The organism is Mucilaginibacter sp. cycad4, from assembly GCF_034263275.1.
GTDB lineage: Bacteria > Bacteroidota > Bacteroidia > Sphingobacteriales > Sphingobacteriaceae > Mucilaginibacter.
In genome coordinates this window covers 4940952-4954965 of record NZ_CP139559.1, presented here as the reverse complement: position 1 = coordinate 4954965, position 14014 = coordinate 4940952, and the positions used below count along the sequence as shown (strand labels likewise).

Sequence of the window (14014 nt, the reverse complement as noted above, 5' to 3'; positions counted from 1 at the left end):
GTCGTAACGGGAAGGCATGAGATGAGGGTAAAAGTTTAGTCTGCCTTATAGGCTTTCAGCACTTTCCTTTCCCTGCCTTCCCCCGGCCAAAGGGTGATCTTGTAATGGTCGGTGCCTTCATCCTCATCGGGGTTCACGTTTTTTACCGCGTACGAGTAAATACGTACGCGATATCTTGCCGGGGTGACAATGGTTTTCAGGATGATTTTGGTATCCGGGAAATTCAGGACCTCCATAATGCCCGAACTTAGTTTTACACTGCCCTCTACAACATGGTCGTATTTGCCGAAATCCTTTTCGATGTCGGCCGTGTTGAGCACATTAAGTTCGGCCCGTATGTGGCCGTAACTGGCTGTTTTTATGCCGATGATATCTTCGGTAGTACCTAAGCGCGCATTTTGGGCATCGTTGTTCCAAAAGGTTGTGTCGCCGGTAGTGCCGGTAAACGCTGAATCGCACAGGTAAAATTGGTTATGGGTAGTAAAAAAATCAAGATTGTATTTGCCGGAGGGGCGCATGGAAAAAGCAAAGAGCACAGGCAGCATCAAAAGGCATACGAGTAATACTGAGCGGTGTGTTTTTTGCCTTTTCATTGATAAGGCAAGTTACAAAAAAGATAAAATTAAATCCTCCAATCAAAATAAACAACCCCTAAATGTTGCTTGAAAAGGATACTTTTTATTGCTTTTGCGTGGCTTTATTCACAACTTCTTTAAAATCGGCATAATAAGAATCTATTGTTTCTTTCTTGATACCAGGCCAAAGGCTTTTATCAACGCTTAACTTATCTATGTCTTCGTCTTTTACCTTATCAGGGGCAGTTAAAACATTGATCCATCGTTGATCATATAACTCGTCGTTTGCGGTTACATAGGCTATAACCCGGGGAACAATCTTTTCTAAGGTATCCAAATGCTTAAACGCATATTCGTTTATCGACATCCCGATTGGGCCGTTCCAGTTGGCTGCCGATACGGTTTTATCTATACTGCGGTTTACATCATACCTTGCCCTTAATTGCGCTACATAAAACCAAAAACAGGCATCGCTATATTTTTCCTGCCCAAATAAAACCATGGCCATAGTAAATAATACCGGTGGGATATGTTTACCGGCGTTGGCCTGCAAAGAGGCAATAAGTTTATTTTGAGTTTTGTTGGCCCCGGGATCATAAAATGCCATCATCGTTTTCAGGTCTTCATCATTCAATATGATCTGTTCGGCTTTTGATTGTTCCGCTTTTAAAGCCGCAAAATCCTGCGCTTTAACAATACAAGCAGTTGTGATAAATATGAAAAGTAAAAGGTACTTCATGGTTTAGCGTTTGTTGCTAAATGTAAGCAAAAAACAAAATTATTCAGGCAACTTAATTCTCCCTAAAGCTAAAAACGCATCACCTGCGCCTCCCGCCATACATATTTAACCTGCATAGCTGGAGACGCATGTGATGCGTCTCTACAAAAAGCCCTCCCCATTGGGGAAGGTTGGGTCGGGTTATTTCTCGTTGCTCATTGAATAAGGCGCATCGGCATCTTTTGTACCTCTGTCTTTATTCGGGGCGGCTTGCATATCAAAATCAAGCACGGCACCATTTAATAACCCTTTATGGCTTAACCAGTTGTTGGTATATGGTTTTCCATCAACAGTAAGGGTGTTTACATACTTGTTATCTGCACTGTTTTTTGGTGCGTTGATGGTGATGGTTTTGCCGTTCTCTAAATTAACGGTCACTTTTTTAAACAGCGGGGCACCTAAAACATACTGATCGCTGGCCGGGGTAACCGGGTAAAAGCCCATAGCCGAGAAAATGTACCAGGCCGACGTTTGGCCGTTATCTTCATCCCCGCAATAGCCATCAGGGGTGGCTCTGTAAAGCCTGTTCATAGCTTCGCGAACCCAATATTGGGTTTTCCATGGCTGGCCTGCATGATTATATAAGTAGATCATATGCTGGATGGGCTGGTTGCCGTGTGCATATTGGCCCATACCCGCAATCTGCATTTCACGGATCTCATGGATGACGCCGCCGTAATAACTGTCGTCAAATACCGGCGGCATTTCAAACACCGAATCCAGTTTAGCTGCAAATTGTTGCTTCCCACCCATCAGGTTTATTAAACCCTGGATATCGTGGAACACCCCCCAACTGTAGTGCCAGCTGTTACCCTCTGTAAAAGCATCGCCCCATTTAAATGGATTGAACGGAGTTTCAAAAGTACCATCCTGGTTTTTACCGCGCATCAGTTTAGTTTCCGGATCAAAAATGTTGCGATAGTTTTGGCTGCGCTTTTTGTAGATCTCGATTTCTTTTTTGGGTTTGCCTAAAGCCTTACCTAATTGATAAATGGCAAAATCATCATAAGCATACTCGAGCGTACGGGCAGCGTTTTCATTAATCTTAACATTATATGGCACATAACCCAGCGTATTATAATATTGAACACCACGGCGACCTGTCGCGTTCGGGCCTTCATTGTTAGCTCCGTGTTTAAGGGCCTGGTATAATGTTTCGATATCATAACCGCGTAAACCTTTCAAGTAAGCTTCGGCTACTACCGATGCCGAGTTATTACCGATCATACAATCAGCATATCCCGGGCTCGACCATTCGGGCAGCCAGCCGCCTTCTTTATAGTCATTGATGAGGCCTTCCTGCATTTCCTTGTTGATAGATGGATAAACCAGGTTCAGGAAAGGATAAAGCGCCCTGAAGGTATCCCAGAAACCGGTACCGGCAAACAGATACCCCGGCGCAATTTTGCCGTTGAAGGGGCTGTAATGCACATTTTGCCCGCTGGCATCAACCTCATACATTTTGTTGGGGAAGAAAAGCATGCGGTAAAGGCTGCTGTAAAAAGTACGGGTTTGGTCGATAGTACCGCCTTCAACATCCAAACGGCCCAGGGTTTTGTTCCAGGTATCTTTTGCCTTTTGGCAGGTTGTGGCGAAATCGTCGTTACCAAGCTCACGTTTCAGGTTAAGTTCAGCCTGCTCAATGCTGATGAATGAGGAAGCTACTTTCAGATGAACTTTTTCGCCTTTAGCGGTTTTCAGGGTGATCACCGCTCCGGCATGGTCGCCGGTATATTCCAGCTGACCGGCATCTTGCTTCCAATCATGCCATGCTGAAGCCAGCGCGAATGGTTTATCTACATAAATAACAAAATAGTTTTTGAAGTTGGCAGGTACCGCGCCGCTGTTCTTGGTGCTGTAACCAATGATCTTTTGCTCACCGGGAATGATCTTTACGTATGAGCCTTTATCAAAAGCGTCGATCACGATATGTGAGCTGTCGCCTTTAGGGAAAGTGAACTGGAAACTGGCGGCACGCTCGGTAGGTGTAATTTCGGTTGTTACATCATAATCGGCCAGGTAAACGCTGTAGTAATACGGCTTTGCAGTTTCGGCTTTGTGCGAGAACCAGCTGGCGCGATCTTTTTCGTCCAGTTTTAACGCACCGGTTTCAGGAAAAACGGAGAACATACCATAATCATTCATCCATGGCGATGGCTGGTGGGTTTGTTTAAAACCGAGGATCTTATCGGCGTCATAGGTATATTGCCATCCATCACCCATTTTACCGGTTTGAGGCGTCCAGAAGTTCATCCCCCATGGCAGGGCTATTGCCGGGTAGGTGTTACCATTGGAGAGCGATGGCTTTGATTGCGTGCCCATGAGCGGGTTGATCAGATCGACAGGTGACGACACCTTTTCTTGTGCCGAAAGTGCCGCCGGTAAAAAGGCAAACGCCAGAAGGAGTAACTTTTTCATTTATTATTTTGGGTGCTTTATTTGCAAATCAATACAACACAGGTGTTCGGAGGAAATAAAAGGTACGGGACTGCGCGATTCCCTCCCCAGGGAGGGTGCAGGGAGGGGTTAACCGCCATGCATATTCGCTTAGCGAGAAGTATAAACCCCTTCCCTGCACAACACTTTCCACCGCACCCCTCCCGAGGGAGGGAATTAAAAATCTTCCGAACAACTATTTATCAATACAAGGACAATTTTCTTGAGCGAATTACGCAATCTCTTTTCAAAAAAACTTCCGCACACGAAATTTCATGTACAGAAGCATAAACCAACTTTCTCTCAAAAAAGAACCTTTTACCATTTAATACTCACCTTAATACCGTCAGGGCTGTTGGCAAAGCCCAGGTACAAGGTTTTTGATGATTTATCCCAGGAGGATTTTACATCAGTAATGGTTTTTCCTTCGTTATCGGTAACTACTGTTTCCGTTGGTTGCGCCGGCAACAAAATCCGGGCACTGTTTAATGTTTTTATGGGGCTTTTGGCCACAAATGTGTAACTGTTTTCCGTTACAACTTCATCATAAACCCTTGAGGCCGACGCCAATACTTTTGGCTGTTTTTTATCGGCAACGCGCTTAACTACATATAACAAGGCCTGCTCATTAGGGTTGATGATTTTTTTATCCAACACAGGTAACTGCGGGTCAAAGAGATCGATAACCGGGCCTTTTACCACGTATGGCTTGCTATCAGCATTTTCATCCATTACCGAAACAACATCATACGGTCCGCGTTCCAGATACATACTATTTTTAAATTTCAACTTACCGCCATCAGCATCTTTTTCATAAGCCTGTTTTACCAGGTTAATGAAAGTCTCGTCATTATTGGCCTGCATTACAAACTCTTTAGGGTTTTGCCTCAGTACATAAACCGCACCTTTGCCGACAACAAAACGCTGATTGTCGCCCGTTGGGTTTACTCCCAATAGTTTAAACAGGTGCTGCGATGGCGCGGTGAAGCTGTTCCCTTTGGTATCCCACCATTCCATTACCGATTGATAAGGATCATCATCACGACCGGCGTAGATCAACACACCGCCCTGTTTAACCCAGGCCGCCAGCTGCTCATGAACTTCGGCCGATACAGGTTTCATGTTGGAGTAGCTCATCACCAAAACTTTAATATCCTTAAGCGATGCCGAGTAGCCCAGGTTTTCCATGTGCACAGTTTGTACCGGAACGCCGCGTTTTACCAGCGGCAAAGTTTGTCCGTAAAAATTGGAAAACTGCGGATCTTCAAACCCATTGTGAGTAGGAAAGCGCTGAAACATCAGGGTATTGCTCATCAGCACACCGATGCCGTTAACGCCCGATACCTTATTGGTTGAAACAGGCATATCATTAAGCGCGTTCACCATGATCTGCATCTGGGTTGAGTAAAACTGCGGGATGAGTATTTTTTCATTAGTACCTAACACCGGGTAAGGATGGGTATAGATCCTTTCGGGCCATGGCATTACCTCGTAATCGGCAACCATTGGGTATAACAATTTGGCGGTAAAGGTTGCCTGGTAATTGCGTTTATAATCGCTCCAGTCGTGCACACGGTCTTCAATAGGGTCGGTAAGGAAAAACACTTTACGACCGGTTGGAGCAGTCATGGATACTACCGAACCATATTCCAGGAAAGCGTTTTCAAACACCCGTTCCTTTTCCTTACCGTTAAAATAAGTAGGCTCGCGAGAAGTACCTGTCCACACCTGGGCAATATATCCGTCAATACCCGGCAATGATGCCAGACTTGCTTCAGGGCTTACAATTTGCCATGACGAATAGTTTACCAGCGAGTGTGTAGCTATGAACACTTTAATGTTCATGCCCTTGCTTTTGCCGTACTCTTTGGCATATGATGATACCTGTTTTATGGTTTCGTAATAAAGGTTATATTTCAGTTTGTTGGATAAGTAAGTATTTTCAGGTGATGCGTCCTGCGGTTTCCAGGGGAAGCCGTAATATTTTTGCCATTGATTTTTAAAGCCGGCGCTGTAACCTGCACGGGCCCAAAACTCTGGTTCTTCTAAAAAAATGTTGGTGATACCCACATCTATCACACGCTTAACCACCGCGGTTTTCATGTATTCGATAAAGGAATCATCAGGCACTACGTAAGGCATATCCTTACCGTGGAAAATAGTATCGCCTCTTTGAGTTACCTGCCCAACGCCAAGGTGGTTTTTACCATCCCATTTGCCCCAAAAGTAATCCTTGTAATCGCCCCAGGCAATGCCGGTCATAAAATTTACATCATACCCCCTGTCTCGCCATGATTTTACGCGTTGCTCAAAGGTCATGTTTGGATGATCATTAGTACCATAAACAATGGCAATGTCTGATCGCACATCAATTTCGGGCCTCCACGGACTGCTTGTTTGAAAAGCAGTTTTCTCTTTCAAGGATGCCGGTTTCGGGTTAGGATCCTGCGCATAAGCGCCGGCAGCAAAGGCAAGTCCGCAACAAAAAAGTAGCGTATTCTTCATAGTTGTATTTTATTAAAACTGTGTTTGGGAAGAACCACTCCCTGGCCCCTCCCGCACACAGGTATTCATATTGTTTTACGGAACCTTTACCTCTTTAACGTCGGTATAGTTGTAATAATTAAGACCATAAGAAACCCTTGCACCTACGCGTACAAAGTAGCTCCTTTTACCGGGCAGTTTGCCGCCAAGCGTAGTAAGGCTAACAGTTTGACCAATGGTTGCGTTGGCCGCGTCACCGCTCAGCTTAGGCGTATAACGGTTATCGTAGTTATTGTTGCCTACGTAGTTATTTGAATTGATAAATACGGCTACATCACTCACGTTTTGCTGAAAATTAGGATCGGCAGTACCGCGGGTAACTTTAAAGCTGGTAGTTATGGTACCGTCTGCATTCAAAACAGGATCGCCGGCCCATTCTATCCTCAAAAATGGCTCGACCGAAAAGTTTACAGTGGTCACACCTTTAACATCAACGGTCTGGCTTTTATCAACAATGGTCTTGCCGGCATCATCAACCTGAACCAATGGCACAAAAGCCCCCTCGGCCGAAATTACATTTTTACCTGCAAACAGTTTGGTGTTTTGATAAGTACCATCCTGAAATGAGGATATATAAAACGGGGTTGGGTTTGAGCTCCAGCTTATCTCCAATAATTTGATTCGGGTACCCGAACCTTGTTCTGTTTGCAGGCTTTTGCCAGTCCCGGCATCAGTTACAGTACCTTTTAAGGTAACGTTGGGAGCGGCATAATTATCAACCTTTTTGCATGAGCTGCCCGCGGCAACCAATACACTTAATGCTATGCTATAAAATAGTTTTTTCATCTCTCTCTTAAAATTAATAACCCGGATTTTGAATTAAATTCTGGCTTTTCTGGATCTCGCCCTGCGGAATCTGCTCGTAGTACCAGCGCACATCAAAAGTGTATCTTGAGTTACGCTCATCTAAACGGGCATCAAAGAAGTATTTACCGTCATTAGCCGAATAGAAAGGCATCAGCGTACGGTAAATGGTACTGTTTTGTTCCTTATCGGCAACCCTCCAGCGGCGCATATCCCAATATTGTTTGTTCTCAAAACCAAGCTCTTTTTTGCGCTCTTTACGAACTATGTCGATAGTTAAATTGGCAGTACCGGTTAAAAGATCAGCACCGGCGCGCTCACGGATCTGGTTGATCTGGGTAAAGGCATCCTGTAAATAGCTTTTATCCGACTGGCCTAAGGCGTTCAACTCAACAGCTGCCTCGGCACGATTAAGTAATACTTCGGCATAACGCAGCTCGATCCAGGTTTGATCAGAACGGTTTTCCAATACTTCAGACGTCGGTTTATCAGGTACAATGTATTTACGGATAGAAAAGCCAGAAACAGAGTTGGTTCCATCGCCTGTAAAATAACCGCTTAAACCGGCAGGGTTCATGGTTGTACCGTTTGGTAATTTGTACGGGGTTTGGCTGGCATTAGCCGATTGAACAATATTGTCAGTTGGGTAATGAGCAGTTGAACCAGCAGGCAACAGCGGACTAATGCCGCCAGCGGAAGGACCGGTATAAATACCTCTGCGGATCTCGATGCTTACGCCTTTCATCACATCGCCAGGCAAAACTACGGTTGCCCTTAACCTTGGCTCTGCATTGGCAAATATATCCACAGTATTGGTGTACAGATCGTATTTACCACCGGTTGTAGTTTTGATAGTACCATCAGCATTTTTAGGGAAACCATCAAACAGCTCCACAAAATCTAACGTCGGGTTAACTTCTGATGAGTAACCGTTAGCGCCCATTAACTGGCGTGGTACGTTGTAGGCATCATAACCATGTACCGATTCAGGATAATGATACTGACGTACAAATATGTTTTCAGGGCTCGATGCATCAAAAAACAGGCTAACGTAGTTTTGATATTGCGCGTTTTTATCGCCCGCAGCCCATGCTTTTTTGTATAGGCTGTATTTACCGTCAAGCAATGCTGCCGCATCATAAGCTGCTTTAAAGTAAGTAACCGCTTTTGCAACCGGAATACCGCAAAGCCTGTTACCGCTGCCATCAACCAATGTGATCTGATTGTACTTAGCTATTGTACCGGCGTAAAGCATTGCCCTTGATTTGAACCCCGCAGCCGCATATTTACTTGCCCTGCCTGCCTGGTTAGTTTCAGGAAGGTTAGTGTAAGCATAATCCAGGTCGGCGCCGATAAAATCATAGATCTTTTCTTCCGACGAACGGGGGATTTTTAATTCCTCGATGCTTTGTTCAGGATAGTTAAGCACTTTATCAACAAGCGGCACACCACCGTAACGTTTAACCAATGCAAAATAAGTAGCCGCACGCACAAACCTTGCTTCACCTAACCAGTTATTTACCTGATCGTTGGTAAAGTTGCTCGCGTATTTGGGCAGGGTCTCGGCAAAATAGTTAGCATCCCTGATAACCTTATAGCAATCGCCCCAGGTTGAAAGACCTGTGTTTTCCTGCATGGAGTTATTCTGATCACGGCTCAGGGCTTCGCCTGTGGTAGCGCTCGTAGGGCTGATGATCCAGAACATATTTAAACCTCTTTCGGGCGAGTACCTGAAATCTTCGATAGGTAATTCGCTGTACAGCCTTGACATGTAGGCCTGAATCCCCGCGGCGGTAGCAAAAACGTCATCGTCCTTAACAATGCTCGGGGGCAGGGTATCCAGCTTTTTACATGCCGTTGTCCAGCAAAGTAAAAAAGCCAATATCGTATATGTGTATTTTTTCATGATCTGTAATTGATTATAGTTTAACATTTACACCGATGGAATAAACTTTATCTAAAGGATATAAATAGCCGTAGTTGGCCGATGGGTGTTCAGGATCAAGATATTTCAAGCCTGTGATGGTTAATATATTGTACCCGTTCACAAAGATCCTTGCACCTTTAATCCCCACCTTTTTAGCTGCCCCGGCTGGGATGCTGTAGCCAATCTCGGCAGATTTTAACCTCACATAAGCTGCGCTGTGGATGTTTGACAGCGAGTTAGTATTGGCTGTTGTACCCGTAAGGGCAAAAGTACCCGGGGTCCATGCGGTGTTTGGATCGTAAGGATCGGCCTTAGGATCAGTTGGGTGATACCTGTCCATGAACATAGATAGGGCACTGCCACCACCCCATAGCGGGATATTCAATTGTTCGATATATGATACGTTAATACCGGCAGCTCCCTGCCATACGGTATTGATGTCAAAACCTTTGTATGAACCGCCCAATGTTAAACCAAATGTGGTTGAAGGCACGCTGTAGTTATTGTTACTTACGTTTTGTGCAATAGGGTGTACGTCCTGATCGTTGATGACGCCGTCGCCGTTCCAGTCCTGCAAAATATAATCACCAACTACCGCGTTGCGTGATACAAACTGCGGACTGTTCAGGATCTGCTGGTAGTTTTGAAACTGGCCGTTGGCACCGTAACCCCAGAATATGTTGTTATAACGGTTATCGTTATTATTATGCCAGTTAAGCTGCGAGTTACCATAAGCCGAGTGTACTTTACTGATCCATTGTGTGCGGGTATAACCGAATGTACCTTTAACAAAGTAGTTAAAGCTGCCTATGTGGTAACGATGGTTTATCTCGATATCGAAACCCTGGGCACGATCGCTGTTAAGATTTTCCTGTGGTAAACCGGCACCTACTACACCCGGCAGGTTATCGGCGCGGGTATCAAGCAAGCCGCTCCTGTCGCGCCTGAAAGCATCAACAGTTAAACCTAACAAACCGTTCCAGGCCTGCAAGTCGATACCTGCATTGTATGTTTTTGCAACATACCAGAAAATATAAGGGTTAGCTATGCCGCGGCTTTGGGCACCGTTAACAAAAGTACCGTCAAATACCGAGCCCGGAGGCAACCTGTTGTTGTCGCCCGAAGCCGGGTAGTTATAACCTGTAAGATATTGGTAAGCGTTAAGACCTGCGTCATCACCCAGTTTAGCGTATGACAAACGGATCTTCAGGTCATCAATAAATGACAGAGCCGATGTGTTTTTCCAGAAGTTTTCCTGTGAGATCCTCCAACCGGCAGATGCACCCGGGAAAAAGCCCCATCTTTTAAGCGGAGAGTTTTTGGAGTTGGCGTCATCCCTGAAGCTAAACTCAACCAGGTATTTTGATTTATAATCGTAGTTTACACGACCAACAAATGATTTAGTTACAAAATCATAAGGCCAGCCTCCGTCAACCGTAGCTGTTTGATTTAAAGCATTACCCGCCGACAGCTGATCAACAGGCAGTGAAAGCTGGCGCTGTGCATTGAAGTTATCGCCTTTTTGTTCGCTTTCTTCATAAAGCGCCAAAGCTGTAATGTTATGACCTCCTTTAAACTGTTTTGCATAGTTTAGAGACAACTGCATCAGGGTGCTTGGCTTTTCATAAAACTGGCGGGTGAGTGAACCTGGTGTTTGATTAGCTATAGGCGCGTAGGTATTACTGTTAGCATCATAGTTATACTGATTATATGAACGCTGATAGATCTTGTTACTTGAAAAATAGTAATCATAGTTATACAAGCCTTTAGCACTCAAGCCCGGTACAAAGGGTACATTGTACGTTGCGGACACTGATGACTGTAACCATTTATTGGCGATTTGTTTGTAACCATCAACATCTGCATTGACCATTGCAACAGGATTTGAACCATCAACTTCGCCATTGTTCAGGTATGCCGGGTTGTTATTGGCATAAATGCTTTGGGTAGGTACCTGTCTCCAGAATGAGCGGATGATCCACCAGGCGTCCTGGTAAGGTTGATTTTTTTGTTCGATGGTACCGCTCAGGTTTACATCAATGGTAAGATTTTTATTGATTTTGGTGGTTAGGTTTGAGCGCAGGTTATATTTCTTATAGTTCAGGTCGCCGCTTTTGAAAAAGCCGTCCTGATCGGTAATACCCATACTCACAAAATAGCTGGTATTATCAGTACCGCCTGTAGCATTCAGGTTATGCTGTTGCTGCGGAGCACTGTTAGCGAAAACTGGGCTATACCAGTCTGTGCTTGTTTTTGAACCGTTTTTATAAGCAGCAAAATCAGCATCGGTGTATTTTACCTGTCCGCCATTAACGTTGTGCAAAAGTTGCTCGTTAACCAGGGTCATGAAATCAACTGCACCAACAGGTTTTGGCATGTACGATGGGATCTGCCAGCCGTAAGTACCGGAATAGTTAAGATCAACCGCACCTTTTTTGCCTTTTTTGGTAGTAACGATAACTACACCGTTTGCGGCGCGCACACCGTAAATAGCGGCAGATGCGTCTTTCAATACCGAAACGCTTTCGATATCGTTAGGGTCAAGCCTTGAAATGTTATCGCGCGGAATCCCGTCGATAACCACCAGGGGGTTACCAAAACCACGGATATCAAATGCGTTGCTGAACGAACCCGGCTCGGATGTATTCTGAGTGATGCGTACACCGGCCACTTTACCGGCAAGCATGTTCAGCACGTTCTCGTTCTTGGTGGTCACGATCTCGCTGTTGGTAACTGATGCCACCGATCCGGTTACGGTTGCTTTACGCTGAGTACCGTAACCTACCACAACCACCTCATTCATGTTAGTGGCGTTAGGCTGCATTTTAATGCTGATAGATTTTTGGCTGCCTACCGCTACCTCCTGAGGCATATACCCTAAAAAACTAAATACCAGCGTTTGACTTGGTTCCGCATTAATGTTGAACTGGCCGTTTACATTGGTAGTTGTACCATTGGGCGTGCCCTTTAGCTTAACGCTTACACCGGGCAGGGGTTGTCCGTGCTCATCATTTACTACACCGGTTATTTTGCTGCCCTGAGCAAAAGCCGAAGTACACATGGCTAAAAACAAAAGAGCGGTAATGCAGCATTGCAATACTCCCTTAATTTTAGCACGATAACGGATGCGATGGCACCCATCATAATTGGTAAAATTTTCGTACATAAATAATTGGTTAATGGGTTTATAACACTTACCTGAGGAAGAGCAAAAGCATTAAACGGGGGTGGTTAGACCCGCATAATATTTATCCTGTTTTCCATTTGGCACAGCAATGATATAGCGGGTGGTATTAAAACAAGGGTTAAAAAAGGGGTTAATTCGGGTAAAATTTTATTAACCGCGCAAAAATTAACCGCTTTTTTAAGTGGATGAGGGCAATTGAAGAAAAACAGAATAAGAATATAAGCTGCCGCGGGTTCAGCGATAGCGTAACCCGTGGTTGGATACACAGTAAGCTTTCAGCTACATTATTAAATGCGGTTCAGCTGAAAGCTGAAATCATGGTTACCACGGGTTGAAAACCCGCGGCAGCATTAAATGCGGAAGGCCTGTTTTGTTACGCAAAACAGGCCTTCCGCTATAGTTCCCCTTCAGGGGGGTAGGGGCGGGCTAAAACACCCGGCAAAGTAAACCTTTCAGGTACTCACCTTCGGGGAAGGAAGCGCGTACCGGATGGTCTTCGGGCTGGTGGAACTGGTAAATAAACTGCACCTGCTTACCGGCATCAAGCGCGGCCCAGGCAATTACCTGCTTGAAGGTTTCCATATCCATAGCACCAGAGCATGAATAGGTTGCCAGCAAACCGCCCTCGTTAAGGAGCAGCATGCCTAAGCGGTTCAAATCTTTATAAGCGCGTGAGGCACGGGTTAATGCCGAGCGTGATGGTGCATATTTAGGAGGATCGAGCACAATAACATCAAACTTTTCGCCCTCATCCCTGAATTTGCGAAGCTGCACGTTCACATCGGATTTAATGGCTGTATGTTTAGTTGCATCCAGTTTATTTAACCTGATGTTTTCGGCCAGTGTTTCAATGGCCAACGCCGAACTATCCACACTGGTCACCGATGCCGCGCCTTCTTTAAGGCTGTTCAGCGTAAAACCGCCGGTGTAGCAAAAGCAATCCAATACCTTTTTATCTTTAGTATGCACGGCCAATACATGGCGGTTATCCCGCTGATCACAATAAAAGCCCGATTTTTGGCCTTCGGTGATATTGATCCCGTAAACTACATTGTTCTCCAAAACTTCAACCAGTTCAGGCGGCGGACTGCCGGCAAGCACTTTGTTCTCTGCTTCGGCCAAACCCTCGTGAGCGCGGGAAGCATTATCGCTTTTATCTGAAATACTTCCGGGATTGAGCAGCTTTTTAAGCTCATCAATAATAACAGGCATTACATTCTGGATGCCCGATGTAAGTACCTGCACGGCTAAATGCCCGGCATATTTATCAACAATTAGGCCCGGCAAATAATCCGATTCACTGAAAATCAACCGGCAGGTATTAGTGCCGTTAGCCAGGATACTATCCCTGCTTTTAACCGCTGTAGCTACCTTTTCACGAAACCAGGCTTCATCAACCTGCACATCTTTGTTCCACTCCAGCAATCGTAAAGTAACCCTCGATTGATCGTTATAAAAGCCATAGGCCATAAATTCGCCCTGGGTGTTTAGCAATTGCACCACATCGCCATTAGCGGGCTTACCTTTTACTTTTTCAATCGCTCCTGAAAATACCCAGGGATGCCTTTGCAGTACGGCTTTTTCTTTACCCTTCTTTAATATAACGTCAATCATGGGTGCAAAGGTAATAAAGCGCTGGCAATTTTAGCTTTGCAGTAACGCCGCCCTGGGAAATGACCCTTAAAATGATCAAACCTATAAATAAATGAGAGCAAAAATTTTCACACGAATTGATTTTCAAATCAGCCACAATTAATCGAATT

At 45.0% G+C, this 14014-nt stretch carries 8 protein-coding genes; all 8 read right to left on the bottom strand.

What is annotated here, in order from left to right; genetic code table 11:
* Window positions 1–35: 35 nt before the first annotated feature.
* Complete coding sequence (locus SNE26_RS20000; protein WP_321555667.1) at window positions 36–593, bottom strand: hypothetical protein; 558 nt, start codon at window positions 591–593, stop codon at window positions 36–38.
* A gap of 85 nt (window positions 594–678) precedes the next feature.
* A complete protein-coding gene (locus SNE26_RS19995; protein ID WP_321555666.1) occupies window positions 679–1314 on the bottom strand; it encodes a hypothetical protein in 636 nt (211 codons plus the stop codon).
* A 180-nt stretch (window positions 1315–1494) separates the two neighbouring features.
* Window positions 1495–3771 carry a GH92 family glycosyl hydrolase gene (locus SNE26_RS19990; protein WP_321555665.1) on the bottom strand — a complete coding sequence of 759 codons (2277 nt, stop codon included), beginning with the start codon at window positions 3769–3771 and terminating at the stop codon, window positions 1495–1497.
* 336 nt (window positions 3772–4107) lie between these two features.
* Window positions 4108–6294 carry a hypothetical protein gene (locus tag SNE26_RS19985; protein ID WP_321555664.1) on the bottom strand — a complete coding sequence of 729 codons (2187 nt, stop codon included), beginning with the start codon at window positions 6292–6294 and terminating at the stop codon, window positions 4108–4110.
* A gap of 75 nt (window positions 6295–6369) precedes the next feature.
* Window positions 6370–7119, bottom strand: coding sequence for a DUF3823 domain-containing protein (locus tag SNE26_RS19980; protein ID WP_321555663.1), 750 nt, complete (start codon window positions 7117–7119; stop codon window positions 6370–6372).
* A gap of 13 nt (window positions 7120–7132) precedes the next feature.
* On the bottom strand, window positions 7133–9043 hold the full coding sequence (locus SNE26_RS19975; protein WP_321555662.1) for a RagB/SusD family nutrient uptake outer membrane protein: 1911 nt from the start codon (window positions 9041–9043) through the stop codon (window positions 7133–7135).
* 13 nt (window positions 9044–9056) lie between these two features.
* Window positions 9057–12230, bottom strand: coding sequence for a TonB-dependent receptor (locus tag SNE26_RS19970; RefSeq protein ID WP_321555661.1), 3174 nt, complete (start codon window positions 12228–12230; stop codon window positions 9057–9059).
* Between the two features lie 447 nt (window positions 12231–12677).
* Window positions 12678–13865: a class I SAM-dependent rRNA methyltransferase gene (locus tag SNE26_RS19965; RefSeq protein WP_321555660.1), complete on the bottom strand. Its 1188-nt coding sequence runs from the start codon at window positions 13863–13865 to the stop codon at window positions 12678–12680.
* Window positions 13866–14014: the final 149 nt, after the last annotated feature.